A 22,167-nucleotide genomic window follows, 5' to 3' on the forward strand; every position below is an offset into this window, starting at 1 on the left:
TCCCGATTCTTCACCTTTTTTCCAGATGCGGTCTCTGCTGCGGGAAAAATAATGTGCATATCCTGTGGACCGGGACAGAGAAAGGGCTTCAGCATTTGCATATGCAAGCATCAGTACACGCCCGGTCTCTGCATCCTGTGCAATCACAGGAACAAGTCCTGAATTATTGTAATTAATATCCATCTATCAGACAACTCCCGATAGTGCCTGTATTATTATTGTCATAATATCACCAATAAATATTGCAGATAGAAATCCTGCGCAAATGGGGAGGATGAACGGGACGCCATAGGAGATCCAGACGGTTCCTGCTTTCCTGTAGAGTCTCAGCTCCTCTTTGTATTCCTCAGGATTTCGTTTAAAATCTCTGGTATACAGTCTTCGCTCTCCACGGATCATTCTCCGAATCGCTTCTGTGAATGAAAGGTAGCGGCGCGTCACCGCACCATCTTCCTCTTCAGTGAACTCCTCCATTACAAAACCGAATTCATCCTGAATGGTATTTCCGGCAACCGGAAAACCCACAAACATGTAGCGAAGGGGGCCATGATTTTTCCGGAGGCAGTTAATGGCAAATATACCCAGAGGCGTCACAAGGTTGAGAAGAACTGCATTCATCATTACAGACAGGGGGAAGAACGCGATGATCGGGTAACCTGCATACGGTTCAACGGGGAAGACAGGTATACATGTAGTAATGAAGATCATCGCCCATGCATCTGCACCTCCAAAGAGATGCAGGTAGGCCGAGGCCACATAATAAAATGCACAGAGCATCGCTGACAAAAATAACAGGCCCAGTGCAAACCGCGGGGAATCGCCGAATAATCCTGCATACGTGAGCACCGCCATCGGAAGTGCAATAACAAGCATGGGATACCATGTCTTAAACGGAACCCTGCGTTCCCGCAGATCCAGAACCGATGCGTAGAGCAGGGTCAGGGCAATGGCCACTGAAGAGATGATCAGTGTCTGGTAGATCATACTCATATGTTGTCTGTAGTATCATTTTAATGCATAATCATGATCGGGCTGCATGCAGAAGTGACAGGCGTTCGTGAATATCAACAATGATTCTCACAAAAATAATCAGGATAATACGTCCGGACCGATCAGATAACCTGTCAGTTGTTGTCGCATTCAGAAAACCGGTTCTAAAAAGGAGTTACGCCCAGGACGGAATTCGAATCCGTGTCGCAGCCGTGACAGGGCTGCATGATAGGCCCCTACACTACCTGGGCAATTCGCACGCACGCTTTTGACAAGTCCCGCCTCCCGGAATCGAACCGGGGACATCGCGGTAGCCGCGCAGTTACCGTCATCCGGTACACTATACTACAGCCGCGCACTCTACCAGTCTGAGTTAAGGCGGGCATTGCGCCGTGGTGCTCTACAATATACGACACATCTTGCCTTATAGTTTGTGTTTTGAACCGGGAATGCCACCATTTCATCCGACCCAATCATTATATTCGCGCCAGACATATAGAGGAATCATGTCTCAAAAACAATACGAGACCGGGACAGTCGCAGGAGATGCGGCAGGTCGCTTTCTTCGGCGACTCGAAACGTATTCAGAATAGAGTAACTGTTTTTGACACCACCCTCAGGGATGGCGAACAGACACCAGGCGTGTCATTTACCCGTGATGAAAAGATTAGCATCGCACATCAGCTTTCAGAGATTGGTGTTCATGTCATTGAAGCCGGATTCCCCGCATCGTCTGCAGATGAGAAAGAGTTTGTAAAACAGATCGCCTCAGAAGGACTAAAGAGCAGTATCTGCGGCCTCGCGCGGGCAACAAGGGCGGACGTAGAGGCCTGCGCAGACTGCGGTGTGGATATGATTCATGTCTTCATCCCGACTTCAGAGGTGCAGCGGGTGCATACCATTAGAAAAACTCACGAAGAGGTCGTTGACATCACAAGGTCAGTCGTCCGCTTTGCCCGCGACCGTGCAGACCAGGTGATGTTTTCGGCGATGGATGCCACACGCACCGGAATGGCTGAACTTACTGAAGTATACCGGGTGGCAGTAGACGCGGGGGCGACAATTATCAATGTGCCCGACACCGTGGGGGTGGCATCCCCGTCATCCATGAGAGCACTCGTATCCAGCCTTGCAGAAAGTATTGCCTGCCCGATTGATGTGCACTGCCACAATGACTTCGGTATGGCAGTTGCAAACACCATCTCGGCTGTGGAGGGGGGTGCCTCCCAAGTGCAGGTGACGGTCAACGGAATGGGCGAACGGGCCGGCAACGCTGACATCGCGCAGACGGTGATGGCACTGGAGTCCATATATGGCATCAGGACAGGAATCAGCACCGAACGACTGGTTGAGACGTCACGGATGGTTTCACACTTCTCAGGCATCTCTGTTGGCCCCACACAACCGGTCGTAGGGGATAATGCGTTTGCCCATGAAAGTGGCATACACGCACAGGGGGTGCTCGCAGAAGCGAGCACCTTTGAACCCGGCATCATGACGCCGGAGATGGTCGGGCACCGCAGGAGACTGAAACTGGGCAAACATGTCGGCCGTCATGCCGTCGCACGCATGCTCTCTGATGCGCATATCGTCGCAAAAGAGAGTGAACTGGATGAGATTGTGGCACAGGTTAAAGAGATCTCAAACCGCGGCAGAAAAGTGACGGAGAACGATCTCTATGGGATCGCAGATACGGTCATCGGCGGGGCAGGTGTCGAAAAGATCATCGTCCTCAATGACATCGCAGTTATAAACGGAAATCACATCATGGCAACCGCCACCGTCAGGGCGAGTGTGGATGGAAAAGAGACGGTGTGCTGCAGAATCGGGAACGGGCCGGTCGATGCTGCCATGAAGGCGGTCATTGGCATCGTCCCGGAAGTGCTCGTGTTAAAGGAGTTTTCAGTATCCGCCATGTCGGGGGGGAGTGATGCCATTGGCCATGTATCCATTGCTGTCGAGGATGCCAAAGGCAGAATCTATGATGCCGGGGCCTCATCAGACGATATCGTCCTTGCATCAGCAGAGGCGATGATTAATGCACTGAACCTTGTCTACAGGCTGAAAAAAGGAGAATAATCAGTTTATTGAGGGTGCATTGGCACCCTCAAGCGCACCCTTTATCTGGGCCTGGAGCTGCTCAAACTTTGTGGTGAGCGCTTTTTCCTGCTTTTCAAGTGATTTAATTCTGAGTTCAAATGTCTCGACCTTATCTGTCAGGTCGGCGATGACCTTCTTGCGATCCTGCTTCATCATCACGGTTCCGATGGTGACATAGACATCCGAGTCCTCAGAGGTGCCTCCAAGCTCGGTTTCTGCCTTGCGGGCCTCTTTTGCCATCATCTCAAATTGTGATTTCTGCTGAATAATGGTTCCAAGCTGCTGCTGAACCTGCTGGATCATTGCAATCTGATTCTGTATTTTAGGTGAAACGCCATTCATTTCAATACTTCCTGCATCTCTTCTGCAATCATAATTATCCGGAGATATGAATTCACTGCCGCCCTGAGTGCGGAGATGTCCTCCCCTTCCACAGACAGAAAAAGTCTCCCGTCCGTCTCTTGGGAGAGTGAGGCAGATGAACGCCCCATGTCTCCCATCTCCGGAAGTGCAGCCGCATATACCACGTCAGGACTGCTTGTCCTGATGTGAAACGCTGCCCTGTGTTCCCTGTGGTTTTTCTGCGATTCTGAGGACATATCCTTTTGCCTGTGCTCCATGGAACAGGATCTCATTCACACCGGCATCCGTAAGAGAGATATCAAGGCACTCCGCCAGTTCATGATACATCTTCTCGCTGCCTGTGCGAAGTCCCTTTTCAAGAGGCACGTCCCGGCGGGACACGGTAAATCCCGATAGAAATATCCCGGATACCGAATCGCCGGAAACATACGTCTCAATCAGAGTTTTTCTCCCCCTTCGTGAGACGACCAAAACGGGATCTCCCCAGGATAATACTTCATCAACCCCTGCCTTCCCACGGGGGGAATATTTTCCCCCCAGTGCAAATGCAAGGTCCTTTCCCAGAGTCCTCAGTTCCGGAGCCGGTTTCCGTGATGTTGTAACAAGCTTCATCGGGCCTTGAGGGATTTTATCCCTGCCCCGCGCTCTTTAAAGAGAATTCGGTGACCACAGTAAGGGCAACGGACATTGACGTCCACCTCGACCTTCTGCTTGCACCGGGCACACTTGTATCCAGACACGACGGAGTCACTACTCCTTGATCAGTGAGCGTTCGATGGTACGAAGTGCAACCTTCAGATTTGGTGTCTGCGGCGCATATGCACCACCAGCAAACTTGAAACCGCACTTGCGGCATTCCCAGATACCGGTTCCCTTGCGGGCAACCGCCTGTGTGTCACAGCGCGGACAGACATGTTTCGCGCGTGAAACTGTCTCAATTTCGTTGACACGCTTTCTAAGGAATCGGCCATAGCGTGGTCCGAATCTGCCTGCACTTCCTGTAATACGTCCTTTTGCTCTCTGGTTTCTCTTTTTAGCCATGTAATATTGCCCCTGATATGTCTGTATATATTTACTCTCAACCTTTATTAATCCTGATCAAGAATCTTCAGTTCAGCGTCCCCTTTTGTGAGACGGTTGATGAGGGAGTAGAATTCCTCCTGTATGCCCGCGGGGATGCGCACAACACAGATCCATGACCCGTCATTCTGCCACTGATCCTGCTCGATGGTTGTTGCTGTGCGAAGTTCACCATACGCCTTCGGCGCATAATCAGCAGGAATCTTCACTGCAAATTTCATCTCAGCAAACTTAATCGGGATTAACGGCCGTAATGCCTTTACGACATTCTTTACCTGCTCATCAACATGTTTGAACGGGTCCACACTGACCTTCGCCTGCTCCATCGCCATCTCAATACGCTGGCGCGGATGGGGAAGTTTTGTCTGGGGATTGATCGCATTCCGGGAGATGAATGTCACAATCTGATTCCGCTTGTCCTCAGTCATCCGTTTCCGCTGTTCTGCGGTCAGGTGAATCTCCCCTTTCCTGATAATACGCTCGGCAATCGCTTCGAATTCAACTGTATCAAATACCTTTTTCAGCGTCTCCTCAGGTGATTTTTCAGCTTTTGACGAATTTTCAAAGACATACAGTGCTGCCACTGCATCCTCTACCGGAATATCGTCACCCTGTCGGATAGCAGCTGCTATGTCAGGGTCAACGAGTATCTCGAACCGTTCACCATGGCTCTCAAGCCGTGCGACAACTGCCTGGTCAAGCGGAATCATATCTCAGGTCCCCTGCCTACTCTTCGGTAGCCTGTTCCGGTTCAAACGTGGTGGTATATTCACTGACTTCTGACTTGGTCATCTTCCTGAACATGCCGGTATCGAGAGGTATGATGCCAATCTCAACATTGTCCACGTCAAATTTCCCTTCCGTTGCAGCATACAATGCTTCAAGGCCAAGGTTGATTGATTCAGCACAATCCATGTCATCGCTGTACTTCTCATCAAAGACCTTCATAACAGCAGGACGGCCGGTGCCGATTCCCGTTGCCTTGTATTCCAGCAGGGTGCCGGACGGGTCTGTCTCAAAGAGGCGGGGAGCTCCGTCGCTTACACCTGCAATCAGGAGTGCAGTGCCATACGGGCGGGCGCCGCCGAACTGCGTATATGTCTGCATATGGTCGCAGAGTTTCTTTGAGAGCGTCTCAATGTCTATTGATTCATTATACGAGACACGGTTCACCTGGCATTCCACACGGGCCCGGTCAACAAGCGCCCGTGCATCTCCGACAAGACCCGAGGATGCAACGGCAACGTGGCCGTCAATCTTGAAAATTTTCTCAATTGATGTTTGTTCAAGGAGACGGGAGCTGACCCGCTTATCCACAATGAGAACAACTCCTTCTTTGCATTTTATACCTAAGGCTGTTGTCCCCCTCTTTACTGCTTCACGGGCATACTCTACCTGGTACAGTCTGCCGTCAGGGCTGAACACAGTAATAGCCCTGTCATATCCCATTTGTGCCTGCATTGGCTGCATCAGAAATCCTCCAAATCATCTGTATTTAGGTACAGTGCTGTTGTTTGTTTAATACCCTGTTGAACTAAATCAACCTTTTGACCTGATATCCCGAGAATCCGGTAGGTATTGTTGCCGATTTCACAATTGCCCTCATCAGAGGGCAAAGGACGGGGCGTGATCTTTTTCTTCAGTCCATGAATGGTACCGGAGGTGGCAAACGGGTGCAACGCAACTGGGGCGCCCTCCACATTCGTCACGGTTGCAAGGACTGTCTCTACATCCGGTTCGGTACCCCGTATACAGCGTATGATAACAACGCCCCTGTCACAGGATATGACACTGGTGCGCATTGCTGCGGCAGTGCTGTCGCCAAACAACGATGCCTCACACCCCAGAATCGCATAATGCATATCCCGTGCCGAGGCAGGGCACCACTGCGGCACCATCTCTGCTGCAATGTAGCGCCAGTTTGGCCGCTGTGTCGGTGGCAGGGGTCTCATCCGATCACCTCCGCCGCCCGGGCGGGCGACATCAGTGCTGCCGGGGTGGCGAGGGCTTCACATACCTGTTCCTCATCAAGCCCTGCCACCTTTCCCAGGAGACTGAATGCCCGGGTAGACCGCAGGTCGGTGAGGGAGTGCCCGCCGGAGGAGATGGTAAGCATAAATTCATATTTTTGGGACAAACGCCCGATTTCACGATACCGCTCCAGTGCCCGCTGTCTTCGCGGGCCGGACTCCCTGATGATACGCGAGAGGTCAATATCCACGGCAACACCCCGGTCTGCAGCCATCCGTGCACTGACATGATCAAAGGCCCGCTTGTCCGTATGGTAAATCCCCCGGAGAATATGCAGGGAGACATTCCCCAGAATCGTCCGGTTCAGGGCGGCATCTCCCGCATGAACCATCACAATGTCGGCCTTTGGTGCATTCCGGAGTGCATCCCTGCAGGACTTCACGGAATTTGCGGTGATCTCTGCCCCCGAAAGGAAGCGGACATTACCTACCGTGCAGCCCGCAGGAATACCAACAGCAACTGCACCGTTAAAACCCCGCCGCTCAAGCTCGTCTGCGAGTCTCCGGAGAGTGGTATTCCCCACCGGGTACGGATAGATACATGCATCAGCAGTCTTCATCATAAAACACCCCTGCGGCAGAAATAAATCATTCGTGTCAGCCGGAAACTGCCGCATTTGTCCCGGCAAAACAGCTGAAAAAGAAAAAGGGTTATTTCCCTTTGTTTCCGTTTGAACGGATACTTGGACGGGTGTGTTCTGTTCCCTTTCCGCGTTTGCGCATGCCACGTCCTTTCATACCGGCACTGGTCAGTCCGCGCTCGGCACGGCCACGGTGAACCGGGTCTGCCATCCATCCGAGGTGCGGGTCATTGACAATTGCCGGGTGGTGCCCGTCAACGAGAATAACTTCATACCACTTCTGGCGACCGTCCTGCCCAACCCAGTATGAGTTCAGCACTTCCATGTTGCGGAACCTGCGGCAGGCACGCTCTTCAGCAATCCGCTGGATACTCTTTCCTGCGGTTGCACGGCGCATGCCCATGCGGTTTGTCCGGCGTCCACGGATGTAGCGGGACTTCCTTCGGCCACCACGGCGAATGCCGACACGTGCCACAATGATACCCTGCTTTGCACGGTATCCGAGGGTGCGTGCGCGGTCGATACGGGTTGGGCGCTCAATGCGCACAACACTGCCTTCACGTCTCCAGATCTGCATCCGGTTCCACAGAAGCTGTTTGACTTCTGACTGGTCTGGTCTTTTCCATGCCTCACGGACATAGGAGTACATTGATTTTGACATTGGTTTTCACCTAAAGGTTCAGCCATCCGTTATGTATGGCCACATCCCTTTTTCCAGCGGGTATACACCCGGCGGTTCTCATATATTTGATCTTTGGCTATTAAAAGATCTGGGGTGATACAGGTTCAGGACTTTCGCTTCTCGGTGACGCGGATACCCTCGATAGATGTCTCCGGATACTGCCCGTCCTCGTCTTTTTCAGCGGATTTGACCATATCCCATATGGTGAGAAGCGCCACACTGACACCGGTCAGGGCTTCCATCTCCACACCGGTCCGGCCGTATGTCCGCACGGCCACCTCTGCTGTGATAAACCCGTCACCATCATGGAAATCCACATCGACACCGCCAACCGGCAGAGGATGACACATCGGAATCAGTGACGAGGTCTGTTTTACCGCCTGTATGGCAGCGATTCGTGCTGTTGCAAGCACATTCCCCTTGATGGCCTCTCCTGCACGGATGGCTTCAAGCGTCTCAGGACGGAGGTGAATCCGGCCTTCCGCCCGTGCGAGGCGATGCACATCATCCTTCTGCGTCACATCCACCATATAGGCACGGTCATTATTGATATGAGAAAATTCGGGCATACTGTTTTTACTGCTCCTGCCCCGGCCATTAACATGCCGGATATGCTGTCAGAATGCTTCGTTATGATCTGACTTATCATTACGCCCGCCTTTCGCACCCGATATGACCGGAGGAATCTGTGCGAGAAGATCGGTAGCAGCAAGACCGTCGCCCAAATTAACCAGCAATTCTCCGGCACAGCCATTGATATAGGCACCGAGGGCTGCTGCCTCAAATGCGGGGAGATGACAGAAGAGTGCCCCCACAATGCCTGCAAGGACATCTCCGGTGCCGCCGACGGTCATATGCGGGGTGCCGCTGCGGCTGAAGCGTACACGACCGGTGTCAGATATGACATCAACCGGCCCTTTGGCGAGTGTGACTCCGGCAGGCCCGTGATCACGCACCATACGACCCCGTCCGGCAGGGTCATCCGGCAGACGGCAGCCCGTCATACGCAAAAACTCCCCCGCATGGGGTGTATATATTGACATGTCTGCAACCGGCAGGGGCTGCCGGAGGGCATCCGCATCAAAGACCGCCCGGCCCATGTATGCGGCAATGTCTGTGATGACGCCATGGCTCTCCACCCCCAGGCCGCACCCGCATACCGTGACATCTGCACGCGTTGCAAGCCCTGCCAGCCGGTCGGTATCCTCTTCACGGATCACTCTCCCTTCGGTCTGTTCCACGATGAGGTCCGGACAGGGCAGCATATTCGGGGTCGCCACCCGGACGATATCCGCCCCCGCCCGGATGGCTGCCATACCTGCGAGATATGGTGCCCCCTGGTACGGGCCGCCGCCGATGACCAGCACTTCGCCGCCCGCACCCTTGTGGCTGCCCTGCCCTTTTGCCGGCAGGAAAAGCAGGTCGCCAGGACCCGTGAAACACTCCGCCTCATCGGGAATGCCGATGTCGATTACCACGGGCTCTCCTCCCTTTGCACGGTGAAATGAGCAGACTACAGAGGCAGGCAGGCCGGGAGTCGGGGTATCTGCGGCCACGACCGGGACACCGGCATCACGCACGACCCTCACACAGGTGGCGTATGGCTCCCTGAGTCCGCCGGTGATGCCGGTGCCCAGCATGGCATCGATGATGACGTCTGCTGAAGAGATACGGTCCCTGCATGTCCGAACGGCATCCGGAGTCTCAGCGATGATGACTGACACACCGCAGTGAGAGAGTGCATGACAGTTCCGGGCTGCTTCCTCTGTCCGTATATCACGCGAGAGGGAGATCACTGTAACATTACAGTCACGGCAGAGATGGCGGGCCGCCACAAACCCGTCACCGCCATTGTTGCCTTTCCCGCAGAGCACCACCACATGGCCGGGGGACATGCCTCTCACATAGTCAGCAAGGCCTTTTCCCGCACTCTCCATCAGCTGAACGGCAGACACCCCCAGCGCCTGTGCATTGGCGTCAACTGCCCGCATCCTCTCCGGGCTGATGCAGCCCGTCTCCAGAAATTCACGGAATTCCACCGCATACTGCCAGGGATTCATCTTCATGACACCTGCTATACTCCTATCTGACTCTTTTGCCGTTCTTCCTCATTAACATTCCATCATGATGGCATCCTTCATCAAAGAGCAATGACAACCACTACACAGCAATGACGTTTCAAGATGATGTCCGGGCAGTCGCCCGGCAGATACAGGATGCAGACGCAGTCACCGTAATATCCCATATCGATGCAGACGGCATCACCAGCGAAGCAATCATGATGCAGGCATGCAAAGATGCACACATTCCTGTACAGAGCGTCTTCGTACGTCAGCTTGAGCCCATGACCATGAAATATGTGCCTGAAGACAGCAGCCTGAAAGTCTTCATCGACCTCGGGGCGGGGCAGCAGAACCTGCTGGAGGAACGGGGCATGGGCACTGAAGATGTGGCCATTATCGACCATCATGTCGCACAGAACGTGGACACTCCCTACCTGCAGGCAAACGGTCAGCCCTATGGCTACACCCAGCTCTCGGCGGCAGGTGTCGGGTATCTCGTCGCAAAGGAGATGAACCCGGGACACCCGCATCTTGGCGTGCTTGCACAGAATGCCGTCGTCGGAAATGTTGGCGATATGATGGCACGGGAGCACTGTGGTCTGACAGGGCCTGCACGGGAAATTGCGGCAGACGGGGAGCGGGCAGGCACAATAAAAATAGTGCAGCAGGAACTGAACTGCTACGGCATATCCACCCGCCCCCTCAGGGTCTGCCTCACGTTCAGCGACGACCCGTTCATACCGGGCATATCCAATAACGAGCAGAAAGCGGAGGCATTTCTCAGGAAACTGGAGATAGAGGAGCGGACCGCGGGCGGCAGGCAGCGGGTATGGGAGGACCTTAACCAGGATGAGAAGTCTGCCATCATCAACGGCCTCGCACAGCAGATGCTTGCAACCGGGCAGGACATCTCACGCCTTCTCTCTGAACACTACATCTTCCCGGACGAAGAGAGAGGGACGCCGCTCAGGAATGCATCCGAGTATGCGACCATGCTCAATGCCTGCGGCCGCTGGGCCAAACCAAGAGTGGGGAGTGCGGTCTGTGCCGGTGACCGGGCACAGGCATACCGTGAAGGAGAGGAGATGCTGCGCCACCACAAGAGGATCATCCGGGAGATGATGGAGTACATCCTTGACACCGGCACCACGGTACTGAGCCACATGCAGCACATCCATGTCGGCGACCGGTTCCCTGACACCATCGTCGGTATCGGGGCGGGTATGGCACTCTCCAAACTGGACTACGAGAAACCGATTATGATCCTCTGCTACCTCAATGACGACCCTGAACTGGTCAAGGTCTCCATGCGGACCAATACTCGCATGGTGGAACGGGGCATTGACCTGCAGGCCGCACTCATCGCGGCATCCGAAGAGATCGGTGGTGGCGGCGGAGGACATAAGATAGCTGCGGGAGCATATATTCCACGGAATGCCGAAGAGGGGTTTGCAGAACGTGTCAACAGAATTATCGCAGAACAGCGCAGTTAACCGCGTCCGGACGATCGCGGATTATCAGTTCGGGAGAGGGGCAGGAGTTGCCCTCTTCTCCGATGAATGTACATTCAGACTCTCCACCACCAAGCGAATACGCTATGTGATGCTGGACAAGGTGCGTATCGCAACAGTCCGGGCACATGACGGACGTTTTACCCTTTCCATTGAAGGAGCAGAACGCCTCTGGCGCTGTCTGCCCGCGCCCGTCTACCGGGTGTCTGTCACCGAAGAGGTGGCGGAGTTCATGATGAAAGGGAAGAATGCCATGGCAAAACATGTCACCGCAGCTGACCCGGGCATTATGGCGGGAGATGAAGTCCTCGTTGTCACAGGCGATGATCAGCTCATCGCTACCGGGAATGCGCTTCTCTCGGGTGATGAGATGATGGCATTTAATTATGGTGGAGCAGTACAGGTACGGTCAGGAAGGTTGATCTAAATGATGCCCGGAGTTAACCCAAAAAAGATGAAACAGATGATGAAACAGCTCGGCATGAAGATGGAGGACATCGAAGGTGTCGAACGTGTGGTCATCCATACAACCGAAGGAGAATATGTCTTTGAGCCGGCAGAGGTCGTCGTCACCACGATGCAGGGCACAAAGACCTACCAGCTGCAGGGCAGTGAACCGGTATTCACCCCGAAAGCAATAGAAATTCCGGATGATGACGTGCAGCTTGTTGCAGAACAGGCGCAGGTCTCCCATGACGAAGCGCGTGCCGCACTCAAAGAGGCAAAGGGCGAGATTGCAGAGGCAATTATCAGGCTCACCAGCGCATGATCAGTAATGGCCAGCGGGTTCTTCTCATATGGGAAGGAAAGGAGTATTACGTACGTGCAGGCGAAGGGACCCTGAGTACTGACAAGGGTATCATTGACCTGAATGCCCTCCTGGATGCAGCGCCGGGCGAGACCATAGAGACGCACCTGGGCATACCGTTTTATATCCGGATTCCCCGGCCGACTGATTTCTTCTCCCATGCCCGGCGCACCGGCGCACCGATGCTTCCGAAGGATATCGGCATGGTCTGTGCATTGACCGGCATGAACAGGGATGACGATGTTCTGGATGCGGGAACCGGCAGCGGGATTGCCTCAATTTTCTTCGGTGGTATTGCAAAGACCGTCACCACCTATGAGATACGCGAGGAATTTGCCAAAGTATGTCGGAAAAACATCCAGGAGGCAGGCCTTGAGAACGTGGAGGTCATTGCAGGCGATATGCTTGATGCAGAAGGCAGCTATGACGTCGTCCATCTTGACCTGCAGATCACAGAGGCGCATATCCGCCATGCACACGCCCTCCTGAGGCCGGGCGGTTATCTTGTCACCTACACGCCGTTTCTTGAACAGACGTTCATTGTGATGGACACAGCAGAACCGCTCTTCACCGATGTCGTCTGTCACGAACTTATCGGGCGTGAACTGACGCGGACAAAGCGGGGAACCCGTCCGTCAACGCGCGTAAGCCACAGCGGATATATCACCGTTGCCCGGAAGGAATAGTACTTTCCGGCCTTTTTTGTTTTGAATATATCTTTCCTGCAGGATACTTCTATTACCCAGAATCACACATTACTGACTATGGAGGAGATCGCAGACAGAGATGCCTGGTGCATTTCCCTGCGTATGTTTTTCATTATTTTTTTGCCGCTACAACCGGAGGCGGGCCTCTGATGAAACATATCATATCAATAAAGGACTTTGGCAGGGAGGAGATTGACAGTCTTCTTGCCCGGGCAGGTGCCATTGATGCAGCACCGCAGATACGACAGACATTAGCCGGAAAACAAGTCGCACTCCTCTTCTTTGAGCCCAGTACGCGGACACGGATGTCATTTGCATCTGCGGTCTCACGGCTTGGGGGGACGACAATCACCGTCGACAGTGTCGAAGGCAGTTCAATATCAAAAGGTGAGACACTGGCTGATACCGTGCGGGTGGTGAGCAGTTATGTGGATGCCATTGTCCTGCGCCACCCAAAGGAGGGGGCGGCCCGCCTGGCAAGTGAGTTTGCATCGGTGCCGGTGATCAATGCGGGGGACGGGGCAGGGCAGCACCCGTCTCAGACCCTGCTGGACCTCTATACCATCCGCCAGTCCATGCCCCTGGAAGGCATCCATATCGGCCTTCTGGGCGATCTCAGGTACGGCCGGACCGCTCATTCGCTTGCTTATGCCCTCTCTAATTATGATGTCACACTGCACACCATCGCACCTCCTACCCTTGAACTGCCGGAGAGTCTTGTGGCTGAACTGCACAGACGCGGATGCACGGTGCAGGAGCATGAAGATATCACGAGTCTCATCCCTGAACTGGATGTGATATACGCCACACGGATTCAGCGGGAACGCTTCCCGGACGCGGCATCCTACTACAATGTAGGGGAAAGTTACCGTATCACGCCTGAGATACTGGAAGGGCACAAAGATGGTATGATCGTCCTTCACCCCCTGCCGCGGGCAGGGGAGATAGACCCCCGTGTCGATGCGATGCCCTGTGCGCGCTACTTTGAACAGGCACGCAATGGTGTGCCCGTGAGAATGGCAATGCTTGAAGAGGTGTTCTGAGAATGAAAGATAAACCGCAGGGCCTTCTGATAAGCCCCATTAAAGACGGAACCGTTATTGACCATATCCGGGCCGGCGCCGCACTCACGGTACTGCGGGTGCTGGGCATCACCGGTCAGACGGATGAGGAACTCTCCATTGCCACCAATGTGACCTCCATGACTGGGGGGCAGGAAGGCAGAAAGGATATCGTCAAAGTGAGCAAGAGGGAACTCTTGAAAGAAGAGGTGGACAGAATCGCCCTCATATCACCTCATGCCACCATCAACATCATCCGGGACTATATTGTGGTGGAGAAGAAAGGGGTCGAGATACCAAAACACCTCTCCGGCATTGTACGCTGCACCAATGCCGGGTGCATCACCAATGCCAATGAACCTATTAAAAGTTCATTTGAAGTCACAGAGGCAGGCCTTCACTGCCTCTACTGTGACACGGTCATCACCACGGATATCGAAAGCCATATCATCTGATCATCCGCCCGTGGTCATCGATCTCGCCCCGGTGTATCCGGGTGCTTGATATCCATCTGCCGTCATCGGCGAGTACACAGGTGATCTGATGGATGTCCACCTTCTTTCTGCCGCGTTCTTTTCTCAGACGGTTTATTTCAAGACTCACCGGAAATGTCTCCTCACTGACGACGAGAGCATCAAAATCCGTGTCAAGGGTGGCACCATACCGGTCATTCAGGGAGATGACATTCCAGGTTGCCGAATACCCGGACTCCCGGATAAAGGCGATAAGGCCCTCTTTGCGCTCTTCATACGGTGCAATCGGATGAATCTTTCCGCCAGCGAATGTATCTGTGGAAAGGCCGATGATAACATGCCCGTTTTTCCCGGCAAGCTCAAATGAACGGGAAATGAGCTTTTTGTGGCCGTCGTGGAGTGGGCTGAATGTGCCCCCTACCATAATCTTCATTGGAGCGTGAGGTTATACATATACCTTATTATGAATAGCGATACTTCTGCCGGAACACCTGCATTTATTGCCGGAAATGCAACTGTGACTGGAGATGTCAGCATCGCAGATGATGTCAGCATCTGGTACGGTGCAGTCATCAGGGCCGATAAAGACCGGATCGCCATCCTCAGTGGTTCAAATATACAGGACAATGCGGTTGTTCACACCACCACCGGGTGCCCGGTTACCATTGGCAAAGATGTATCTGTCGGCCATGGTGCCATCATTCATGGTGCAACAATACGGGACAGGGTGCTGGTCGGTATGGGTGCCATCGTGATGAATAACGCAGTCATCGGAGAAGACTGTGTCATTGCCGCAGGGTCTGTTGTGACCGAAGGAAAAGAGATACCCCCTCGGTCCCTTGTGATGGGTGTGCCGGGCAAAGTCATACGGGAGGTATCGGAGGAACAAGTCAGTCACATCCTGCAGAATGCCCGTTCCTACGTCAAACTCGGGAGGGAGACTTACAATGTCTGAAGTGGCAGTCATCGGCGGCGGCGTGGCCGGCATACAGGCAGCCCTCGACATTGCAGACCATGGTGTCAGGGTGCACCTGATTGAACGCGAACCGTCCATCGGGGGCCATATGGCCCAGCTGGACAAGACATTCCCCACAAACGACTGTTCGATGTGTATTCTCTCCCCGAAGATGGTGGATGTGGCCCGCCACCCGAATGTGGTGATCCATACCCTCACTGAGGTCACCGGTATCACAGGAGAGGTCGGCCGTTTCACAATAACAGCCGTCCGCCACCCGCGGTATGTCGATGAGAATACCTGCAACGGCTGCGGGGACTGCACCGACATCTGCCCGGTGGAGGTCTATAATACATTTGATGCAGGAGTGGGCGTCAGGAAGGCCATCTACAAGCCGCATCCGCAGGTAGTCCCAAACATCACCATACGTGACGCAGTGCACTGCATTGACTGCGGCCTCTGCTATGACATCTGCGGCAGGGACGCCATCCTCCGGGAAGAGGAAGAACAGGAGGTCACGCTCCATGTGGCCTCTGTTGTCATTGCGACCGGCTACCGGACCTTTGATGCAGAGAAGAAGACAGCATTCGGGTATCTTCGCCACCCGGATGTGATCACCAGCCTTGAGTTTGAGCGGCTGATCAATGCAAGCGGCCCCACCGGCGGGAAAATAAAGCGCCTCTCTGACGGAACATCTCCCGACCATATCGTCTTTATCCAGTGTTTCGGGTCCCGTGACCTCCCTGCAAAGCGGCCGTACTGCTCAGGTGTCTGCTGCATGTATGCCATAAAGAACGCAATTCTCATCAAAGAAAAGAACCCGGATACAACGGTTACCATCTGCTATATGGATATCCGTGCCTACGGGAAGGGATACGAGGAATACTATGTACGGGCACAGGAACTGGGGGTTCGCTTCCTGAGGGGCCGTCCGGGAGAGATTATCCGGACAACAGATGGCATGGTGCTTCCGGTGGAAGACACGGAGAGATCAGAGCTGGAGAGACTGGAACCCGGACTGGTGGTGCTCTCTGTGGGCCTTGAACCGGCAGACGGGGCGGCAGAACTTGCAGAAATGTTCGGTATCGAACGGGATGAAAACGGTTTCTTTGAGCAAAAAGAGATGAAATGCGCCCCGGTCGAAACTGTTCGTCCGGGCATCTACATCGCAGGTGCTGCTGTTGCGCCAAAGGATATCCCGGATTGTGTGACACAGGGAGAGGCAGCGGCAATGCGGGCATTCCTGGACGCAGCCGCTGCAGAATAAGGAGGCAGGCATGCGAACAATCACATGGGACACGGGGGCACAAGGCCTCATCTATATCAACCAGACCCGTCTGCCTGCAGAACGGGCAACCGTGGAGACGCATTCCGTGACACGCCTGGCAGACGGTATCCGACAGCTTGAAGTCCGCGGAGCACCCGCACTGGGCGTCGCCGGGGGCTACGGGGTGGTTCTCTCCTGTCTTTCGCACCGGAAGGAAGTGGCAGGGCAGGCATTCCGGGATGCGGTAGAAATGGATGCGGAATATCTCCGGGCGACACGGCCGACCGCGGTCAATCTGGGCTGGGGCATCGACCGGGTGCTGCAGACTGCCATGCGGGAAGAGACACCTGCAGCTGCGTGTGACGCGGCGCTGCGGGAGGCACAGGCCATTGAAGCGGAGGATATCACCCTTTGCCACCGTATCGGCGAATACGGTGCTGCTCTGCTGCCTGATACCTGCACCGTTCTGACCCACTGCAATGCAGGAGCCCTTGCCTGTGTCGAATGGGGCACTGCACTGGGCGTCATCCGCTCTGCTGTTGAGGCGGGAAAACGCGTTTCTGTGCTCTCCTGTGAGACACGTCCCCTGAACCAGGGATCGCGCCTCACGGCATATGAACTGCAGGCAGACGGTATACCTGTTAAAACCATTCCCGACTCTGCAGCAGCGCACCTGATGCGCAGGGGCATGATTGATGCAGTAGTGGTCGGTGCTGACCGGATAACTCCGGATGCGGTCTTCAATAAGGTAGGGACCTATATGCATGCCATCTGTGCGCACCACCACTCCATCCCCTTCTATGTGGCAGCCCCCTACTCCACTCTTGACACCAGCGGGACTGAAGCGGATGTAACAATTGAGGAACGTGCCCGTGACGAATTGGCGGTCTGCGGCGGCCGCCAGCTGATGCCGGATGGGGTGGGAACGGTAAATCCCGCCTTTGACGCCACCCCGCTCTCCCTGGTGACGGCCATCATCACTGACCGTGGTGTCTTCCGGTACCCGTACGGCGAGCTCACGGGAATGTACAGCAAGGACCGGACATGAGCTCAAAATACCTTGAGCCGATGGCTGTTGTTGGTACTCCATGGTGGGATCAGCTGATCTACCTCATTGGTGAGGTAACCCTTGTTGTCCTACTGTTGATGATCATCGTCCCGCTCATCGTGACGGCCATCATCTTCCTCTCCATCCATAACCGCCATTTCTATGCCCCCCGGCTCCTTAAGGCGGGACTGGTGATGTCGGAAGGAATGAGCAAGGCGATATGCCGGTTTTTCGGGCTGGAAGATCAGGAGCTGACGGCATTTTTTATCCGGCTGCATAACACCCTCTCTACCACATCGTTTGGGGCAGTCCCGGTTGAAGAACGGGCGATATTTATTCCGCAATGCCTGAGGGCAGCAGACTGCCCGGCACACCTCACCCCCGAAGGGCTTGTCTGCAGGCGCTGCGGAAGATGTGAGGTTGGTGAGAATATTGACCGTCTCGAAGAGATTGGATATCGTGTATGGATTGCACCCGGGTCAACACTCATCAAACGGATGTTCAAGAAATATGATCCAAAGGCAATCATTGGTGTCGGATGCCTGATGGAGGTCAAGGAGGGTATTGATATGTGTGACAAGGCAGGCGTTGTCGCAATGGGTGTCGTCACCATAAAAGACGGGTGTGTGGAGACACTGGTCAACTGGCCGGATGTATATGATGTTGCCCTGCTGGGCACGGAAGAGAAGAAACAGGCCACTTAAGGGCCGTTTCCAACCACTTTTACGTTTCTTCCGGTCAGTTTTCCGGATTTAATCTTACCGCACACAAATATCGTTTCGTTAGATGAGACATCACCCACCTGCACGCCCTGGCGCAGCGTGATATCCCCTCCTGCATGCAGACTCCGGATATGGGCTCCGTCACAGACTGTTACATTCTCTGCGACACTGAGGAGGCCCTTGATGCGCACCTGATTCCCGATGACTGCATTCCTACAGGTGATGTCTCCTCCCACCGTAGAACGCGGCCCAAGTTCAAGGGTGCCGTCCACATCGAGGTGCCCCCAGAAGTGGGTATCAGAAGCTACAATAAAATTGCCGGATATCTTCACATTACCGTCAAAGAAGGATCCCTTTGGTGCAATAAAATTGTCTCCCTGCCGGTAAACTTTCATTGAATAAAACTCACATTTCAAAGATTATTAATTATACTCTCTGCTCCTGTTACAGGTTTATCCGATCAGGGCCCGGAAGATAAATATTGCGAGTGCAGCAAACATTCCTGTTTTGAGCAGTTTTGTCGCGCCTGAGTCTCTGACACAGGCAGATGTCGCACACCTGACTGAAGATGCCGCCGCAGAAAGGATGACCAGATCCGCCAGAGCAATCATGGCAAGATACCACCCGTCCCACCAGGGCACAATGGGCAGAAGACTGAGAACCACCGCCCCTGCCGCAAGGACTGCTGCTATCCGGCATGAGGCGAGGACACCGGTGATCATCGGGAGGGTGCTGGCCCCTCCTTCCCGGTCACCCTCGATATCCTCTGCATCCTTCAGGATCTCGCGTGCCGTCATCGGTAAGAAGACGATGCCCGCGAGCGGGAGATTCAAAAGGAGGCCGTCCAGGCCCGCGGCGGCACCGCCAAAGAGGAAGATGCTGCCTGCCAGATACGAGACCACGAGGTTTCCTGCCAGCGGCACACCCTTCAGCCGGGCCGCATAGGCCACCAAAAGAACAGAGTTGAGGCAGGCGATGCCAAAACAGGCCGGGTGGACGAGTGCCGCACAGGCGATACCTGCGAGGAAGAGGATGGCACTATAGATTGCCGCACCTCTCATACTGACGGCACCGGAGGGAATCGGCCGGTCAGGGCGGTTAATTGCATCAATATCGCGGTCACAATAGTCATTGACTGCATTTCCCGCGCCGGTAATGCAGAATACCGACAGAACGAGCAGGAACATAACGGGAGTCACCTCCACTCCTGCGACAAGCACTCCAAGCAGTACGGCAATGCCTGCGACAAGTGCATTAACCGGGCGTATGATCTGCAGATACCCGTGAAGACCCATGTACGGAGGTATTGCCGTTCATTTCGGATTAAATTTGTCAAAAACAAAATCGAGAACGGGCTTGAGGGGATTTGAACCCCTGATCATTAACTTAGGAGGCTAACGCCTTATCCAGGCTAGGCCACAAGCCCACTTGTGCCCATAATACTCAACATCAGAAGGTATAATATTTCCGAACCACCACGTTTCAGATGCGATGAGCGACAGAGAGGTTATGGAAGGGAGTACACGGTTTTTTATACCCGAACAGGACGAGAACAGTTCATTCCCGCCCGGAAGTGCGCCGGTCTTCTTTAATGACCGGATGCGGCTGAACCGTGACAGCACGAACTACCTTCTCCGTCAGCTGGAGGTGTCATCATACTTTGACGCCATGGCCGCATCCGGCGTCCGTGGCCTGAGGGTGGCACACGAACGGGGCATCCCGGTCACGATCAATGACTACAGTCTGGAGGCAGCCGCCCTGATCCGGAAGAACGCGGCCCTGTATCCGGAGAGTGGTATCACGGTTACAGAAGAGGACTGCAGGGCGGTGATGCTGAGACAGCGGTTTGATGTCGTTGACCTCGATCCGTTTGGCACACCCGCACCCTTTGTGGATATCGCGGCCACCAGCGCACGCCACTACCTCTTTGTCACCGCAACCGACACCGCTCCCCTCTGCGGGGCACACCTGAAGGCAGGCATACGCCGCTATGGTGCCCGCCCGATGAATAATGAATACCATAGCGAGGTGGGTCTGCGCCTGCTTCTGGGATTTGTCGTGCGCGAGACCGTAAAATACGACCGCGGCGTTGAACCGCTCTTCTGCTTTGCACGGGAGCACTTCGTCCGCCTCCATCTGCGTATGACAAACGGTGCGGGCAGGGGGGACAAGGCGCTCAAAAACATGGGGTATATCCACCAGTGCCCCGCATGCCCGTGGCATACGGCCGAGACTGCCTTACTCCCGTCCGTGCAGGAATGCCCGGAGTGCGGTGCCAAAATGAGTAGGATTGGCCCCCTCTGGGTGGGCCCCATCAACAACCATGAGGTGCTCGAACAGCTGGCAGCGGATCTGGAGGCAGACGGGCAGGGAGATAGTGTGCTCGCACGGTTGGTCACCCTGCTGGATGAAGAGCTGCCCACCCCGGCGTTCTACAATTACCACCGGCTTGCCAAACTCTGGCACACCTCACCGTCTCCGATGGAGACAGTCATTGCCGCCATCCGTGATGCAGGATATCAGGCATCACGAACCCATTATGACGGGCGGGGAATAAAAACAGATGCACCCCTGTCTGTGCTCAGGGATACGGTATCTACGCGCGAGTAACAATGGTCAGGATATCGCCGTCAATGAGTCTGTGTGACAGGCCGACCCGCTGGGCGTCATGCTTCACTGACGGGCCCCACACTTTTGCGTAGCGGAATTTCTCGACAAAGTCACGGTGAAGTTTCATGCAGACCGCCTCCACGGTTGCCGGTTCGCGGATGATCAGCGGTTCTTCCAGATCCGCCTTGCCGCCCACCGGCTTCATGTAGATGCGGATGAAACCCAGTTGATCAAATACCTCATCCTTGAGGGTTTCAATGTTGTATCCGCTGACGGCAGAGAGAAGAATGGGCGGGCGGCCAAAGCGCTCCGTTACATCTATATCGATCTGGGCCAGGGTCTCTTTGTCGACCAGGTCGACCTTGTTGACGGCAAAGAACGCAGGCACATAGACACGGTTGCCAAACATCGCGTCAATAAAGTCGTCCTGGGTCACCTCTCCACGGATCAGGATATCGGCATTTACAATCTTGTTATCTGCAAGAAGGGGACGGATATCATCGATATCAAGGCCAGTATTTCCGACCGTGTTGAACCGGAGACCGCCGTACCCCCTCTTCGATATGGTGATGTCCGGTTTTTCTTTATTGAGGCGTATGCCGGCATCATAGAGTTCCCTGATGAGGACATTGATGTGCTTTTCATTGTAGACATCACCCAGAAGCAGGATGAGGTCAGCACCACGTACGACGCCGATCACTTCCTTGCCTCGCCCCTTTCCCATTGCAGCTCCTGCAATCAGGCCGGGGATATCCAGAATCTGGATGTTTGCACCTTTGTGTTCCATGGAACCGGGCACAACCGTAAGGGTGGTGAATGCATATGATGCAGACGCACTCTCCGTGTTGGTCAGTTTATTCAGGAGTGTGGACTTACCGACAGACGGAAAACCAACGAGGACAACGGTCCCGTCACCGGATTTCTTCACTGAAAATCCTTCACCACCGCCGGCGGAGGCCATGGCACGGGAGACGGCATCATCTTTGAGACGGGCAATCTTTCCTTTGAGCTTTCCGATATGCCCGGAGGTCGCCTTGTTATATTTGGTATTGCGAATCTCGTCTTCTATTGCTTTGATTTCGTCTTCAATTGTGGCCATTGGTGGTGCTATACATA

30 protein-coding genes and 3 tRNA genes are annotated in these 22,167 nt (G+C 54.4%); 12 read left to right on the plus strand and 21 right to left on the minus strand.

The window, feature by feature from the left end; genetic code table 11:
• From MKMG_RS01010 to MKMG_RS01025, 4 genes are all read right to left on the minus strand, one after another.
• Positions 1-183 (minus strand): phosphoribosyl-AMP cyclohydrolase (locus MKMG_RS01010; protein ID WP_305847392.1); only part of this gene is annotated, 183 nt, incomplete at its 3' end.
• A gap of 3 nt (positions 184-186) precedes the next feature.
• Positions 187-984 carry an A24 family peptidase C-terminal domain-containing protein gene (locus MKMG_RS01015; RefSeq protein ID WP_165074551.1) on the minus strand — a complete coding sequence of 266 codons (798 nt, stop codon included), beginning with the start codon at positions 982-984 and terminating at the stop codon, positions 187-189.
• A gap of 184 nt (positions 985-1,168) precedes the next feature.
• A tRNA-Asp gene (locus MKMG_RS01020) sits at positions 1,169-1,241 on the minus strand.
• 25 nt (positions 1,242-1,266) lie between these two features.
• Positions 1,267-1,373 (minus strand) — tRNA-Tyr (locus MKMG_RS01025).
• A gap of 163 nt (positions 1,374-1,536) precedes the next feature.
• Between MKMG_RS01025 and MKMG_RS01030 the strand changes: the two genes are divergently transcribed.
• Positions 1,537-3,069, plus strand: a complete 1,533-nt coding sequence (locus MKMG_RS01030; protein ID WP_165074553.1) for a 2-isopropylmalate synthase — start codon at positions 1,537-1,539, stop codon at positions 3,067-3,069.
• On the opposite strand, the gene MKMG_RS01035 is transcribed toward MKMG_RS01030, so the two are convergent.
• The 12 genes from MKMG_RS01035 to MKMG_RS01090 all read right to left on the minus strand — a co-directional run bounded on the left by MKMG_RS01035 (position 3,070) and on the right by MKMG_RS01090 (position 9,886).
• The gene (locus MKMG_RS01035; RefSeq protein ID WP_165074555.1) at positions 3,070-3,432 is read right to left on the minus strand and encodes a prefoldin subunit beta; all 363 of its coding nucleotides are present in this window, start codon (positions 3,430-3,432) and stop codon (positions 3,070-3,072) included. It lies immediately after the preceding gene.
• Positions 3,429-3,617, minus strand: coding sequence for a KEOPS complex subunit Pcc1 (locus tag MKMG_RS01040; RefSeq protein WP_165074557.1), 189 nt, complete (start codon positions 3,615-3,617; stop codon positions 3,429-3,431). The genes MKMG_RS01035 and MKMG_RS01040 overlap by 4 nt, the downstream gene beginning before the upstream one ends.
• 1 nt (position 3,618) lies before the next feature.
• A complete protein-coding gene (locus MKMG_RS01045; RefSeq protein ID WP_165074559.1) occupies positions 3,619-4,065 on the minus strand; it encodes a hypothetical protein in 447 nt (148 codons plus the stop codon).
• Entirely contained in the window at positions 4,062-4,193 is a 132-nt protein-coding gene (locus MKMG_RS01050) for a DNA-directed RNA polymerase subunit P (RefSeq protein ID WP_165074561.1), read from the minus strand. The genes MKMG_RS01045 and MKMG_RS01050 overlap by 4 nt, the downstream gene beginning before the upstream one ends.
• Before the next feature lie 10 nt (positions 4,194-4,203).
• On the minus strand, positions 4,204-4,494 hold the full coding sequence (locus tag MKMG_RS01055; RefSeq protein WP_165074563.1) for a 50S ribosomal protein L37ae: 291 nt from the start codon (positions 4,492-4,494) through the stop codon (positions 4,204-4,206).
• Between the two features lie 47 nt (positions 4,495-4,541).
• Entirely contained in the window at positions 4,542-5,243 is a 702-nt protein-coding gene (locus MKMG_RS01060; protein ID WP_165074565.1) for a ribosome assembly factor SBDS, read from the minus strand.
• Positions 5,244-5,259: 16 nt separating this feature from the next.
• Complete coding sequence (gene psmA, locus MKMG_RS01065; protein ID WP_165074567.1) at positions 5,260-6,003, minus strand: archaeal proteasome endopeptidase complex subunit alpha; 744 nt, start codon at positions 6,001-6,003, stop codon at positions 5,260-5,262.
• Positions 6,003-6,485 carry an Rpp14/Pop5 family protein gene (locus MKMG_RS01070; protein WP_165074569.1) on the minus strand — a complete coding sequence of 161 codons (483 nt, stop codon included), beginning with the start codon at positions 6,483-6,485 and terminating at the stop codon, positions 6,003-6,005. Before MKMG_RS01070 ends, psmA begins: the two co-directional genes overlap by 1 nt.
• Positions 6,482-7,126, minus strand: a complete 645-nt coding sequence (locus MKMG_RS01075; RefSeq protein WP_165074571.1) for an RNase P subunit p30 family protein — start codon at positions 7,124-7,126, stop codon at positions 6,482-6,484. The genes MKMG_RS01070 and MKMG_RS01075 overlap by 4 nt, the downstream gene beginning before the upstream one ends.
• 88 nt (positions 7,127-7,214) lie before the next feature.
• The gene (locus MKMG_RS01080) at positions 7,215-7,805 is read right to left on the minus strand and encodes a 50S ribosomal protein L15e (RefSeq protein WP_165074573.1); all 591 of its coding nucleotides are present in this window, start codon (positions 7,803-7,805) and stop codon (positions 7,215-7,217) included.
• Between the two features lie 125 nt (positions 7,806-7,930).
• Complete coding sequence (gene moaC / locus MKMG_RS01085; RefSeq protein ID WP_165074575.1) at positions 7,931-8,395, minus strand: cyclic pyranopterin monophosphate synthase MoaC; 465 nt, start codon at positions 8,393-8,395, stop codon at positions 7,931-7,933.
• A 48-nt stretch (positions 8,396-8,443) separates the two neighbouring features.
• On the minus strand, positions 8,444-9,886 hold the full coding sequence (locus tag MKMG_RS01090) for an NAD(P)H-hydrate dehydratase (protein WP_254059033.1): 1,443 nt from the start codon (positions 9,884-9,886) through the stop codon (positions 8,444-8,446).
• 110 nt (positions 9,887-9,996) lie between these two features.
• Here MKMG_RS01090 and MKMG_RS01095 point away from each other — a divergent pair, with 110 nt between their 5' ends.
• The 6 genes from MKMG_RS01095 to pyrI all read left to right on the plus strand — a co-directional run bounded on the left by MKMG_RS01095 (position 9,997) and on the right by pyrI (position 14,431).
• Complete coding sequence (locus tag MKMG_RS01095; protein WP_165074577.1) at positions 9,997-11,382, plus strand: DHH family phosphoesterase; 1,386 nt, start codon at positions 9,997-9,999, stop codon at positions 11,380-11,382.
• Positions 11,348-11,827, plus strand: a complete 480-nt coding sequence (locus MKMG_RS01100) for a PUA domain-containing protein (protein WP_165074579.1) — start codon at positions 11,348-11,350, stop codon at positions 11,825-11,827. The genes MKMG_RS01095 and MKMG_RS01100 overlap by 35 nt, the downstream gene beginning before the upstream one ends.
• A 27-nt stretch (positions 11,828-11,854) precedes the next feature.
• Positions 11,855-12,169, plus strand: coding sequence for a nascent polypeptide-associated complex protein (locus tag MKMG_RS01105; RefSeq protein ID WP_371415183.1), 315 nt, complete (start codon positions 11,855-11,857; stop codon positions 12,167-12,169).
• Positions 12,166-12,894, plus strand: coding sequence for a methyltransferase domain-containing protein (locus tag MKMG_RS01110; RefSeq protein WP_165074583.1), 729 nt, complete (start codon positions 12,166-12,168; stop codon positions 12,892-12,894). Before MKMG_RS01105 ends, MKMG_RS01110 begins: the two co-directional genes overlap by 4 nt.
• Positions 12,895-13,064: 170 nt before the next feature.
• Positions 13,065-13,958, plus strand: a complete 894-nt coding sequence (pyrB, locus tag MKMG_RS01115) for an aspartate carbamoyltransferase (RefSeq protein ID WP_165074585.1) — start codon at positions 13,065-13,067, stop codon at positions 13,956-13,958.
• A gap of 2 nt (positions 13,959-13,960) precedes the next feature.
• The gene (gene pyrI, locus MKMG_RS01120) at positions 13,961-14,431 is read left to right on the plus strand and encodes an aspartate carbamoyltransferase regulatory subunit (RefSeq protein ID WP_165074589.1); all 471 of its coding nucleotides are present in this window, start codon (positions 13,961-13,963) and stop codon (positions 14,429-14,431) included.
• Here pyrI and MKMG_RS01125 read toward each other — a convergent pair.
• A complete protein-coding gene (locus tag MKMG_RS01125; protein WP_165074591.1) occupies positions 14,424-14,882 on the minus strand; it encodes a phosphopantetheine adenylyltransferase in 459 nt (152 codons plus the stop codon). The genes pyrI and MKMG_RS01125 overlap by 8 nt on opposite strands.
• Positions 14,883-14,912: 30 nt before the next feature.
• On the opposite strand from MKMG_RS01125, the gene MKMG_RS01130 reads away from it, so the two are divergent.
• The 4 genes from MKMG_RS01130 to MKMG_RS01145 are packed head-to-tail and all read left to right on the plus strand — an operon-like array spanning position 14,913 to position 18,423.
• On the plus strand, positions 14,913-15,404 hold the full coding sequence (locus tag MKMG_RS01130) for a gamma carbonic anhydrase family protein (protein ID WP_165074593.1): 492 nt from the start codon (positions 14,913-14,915) through the stop codon (positions 15,402-15,404).
• Positions 15,397-16,671 carry a CoB--CoM heterodisulfide reductase iron-sulfur subunit A family protein gene (locus MKMG_RS01135; RefSeq protein ID WP_165074595.1) on the plus strand — a complete coding sequence of 425 codons (1,275 nt, stop codon included), beginning with the start codon at positions 15,397-15,399 and terminating at the stop codon, positions 16,669-16,671. Before MKMG_RS01130 ends, MKMG_RS01135 begins: the two co-directional genes overlap by 8 nt.
• A 10-nt stretch (positions 16,672-16,681) precedes the next feature.
• On the plus strand, positions 16,682-17,719 hold the full coding sequence (mtnA, locus tag MKMG_RS01140; protein ID WP_165074597.1) for an S-methyl-5-thioribose-1-phosphate isomerase: 1,038 nt from the start codon (positions 16,682-16,684) through the stop codon (positions 17,717-17,719).
• The gene (locus tag MKMG_RS01145) at positions 17,716-18,423 is read left to right on the plus strand and encodes a DUF116 domain-containing protein (RefSeq protein WP_254059034.1); all 708 of its coding nucleotides are present in this window, start codon (positions 17,716-17,718) and stop codon (positions 18,421-18,423) included. The genes mtnA and MKMG_RS01145 overlap by 4 nt, the downstream gene beginning before the upstream one ends.
• Here MKMG_RS01145 and MKMG_RS01150 read toward each other — a convergent pair.
• The 3 genes from MKMG_RS01150 to MKMG_RS01160 all read right to left on the minus strand — a co-directional run bounded on the left by MKMG_RS01150 (position 18,420) and on the right by MKMG_RS01160 (position 19,867).
• Positions 18,420-18,836: a polymer-forming cytoskeletal protein gene (locus MKMG_RS01150; RefSeq protein WP_165074599.1), complete on the minus strand. Its 417-nt coding sequence runs from the start codon at positions 18,834-18,836 to the stop codon at positions 18,420-18,422. The two genes, MKMG_RS01145 and MKMG_RS01150, sit on opposite strands and share 4 nt — an antisense overlap.
• Positions 18,837-18,893: 57 nt before the next feature.
• A complete protein-coding gene (locus tag MKMG_RS01155) occupies positions 18,894-19,736 on the minus strand; it encodes a geranylgeranylglycerol-phosphate geranylgeranyltransferase (protein WP_165074601.1) in 843 nt (280 codons plus the stop codon).
• A 56-nt stretch (positions 19,737-19,792) separates the two neighbouring features.
• Positions 19,793-19,867: transfer RNA gene (locus MKMG_RS01160), tRNA-Arg, on the minus strand.
• A 65-nt stretch (positions 19,868-19,932) separates the two neighbouring features.
• Here MKMG_RS01160 and MKMG_RS01165 point away from each other — a divergent pair.
• Positions 19,933-21,051, plus strand: coding sequence for a tRNA (guanine(10)-N(2))-dimethyltransferase (locus MKMG_RS01165; RefSeq protein ID WP_165074603.1), 1,119 nt, complete (start codon positions 19,933-19,935; stop codon positions 21,049-21,051).
• Here MKMG_RS01165 and MKMG_RS01170 read toward each other — a convergent pair.
• On the minus strand, positions 21,038-22,150 hold the full coding sequence (locus tag MKMG_RS01170) for a GTP-binding protein (RefSeq protein ID WP_165074605.1): 1,113 nt from the start codon (positions 22,148-22,150) through the stop codon (positions 21,038-21,040). The genes MKMG_RS01165 and MKMG_RS01170 overlap by 14 nt on opposite strands.
• Positions 22,151-22,167 lie beyond the last annotated feature (17 nt).

It is taken from the genome of Methanogenium sp. MK-MG, from assembly GCF_009914725.1.
GTDB lineage: Archaea > Halobacteriota > Methanomicrobia > Methanomicrobiales > Methanomicrobiaceae > Methanogenium.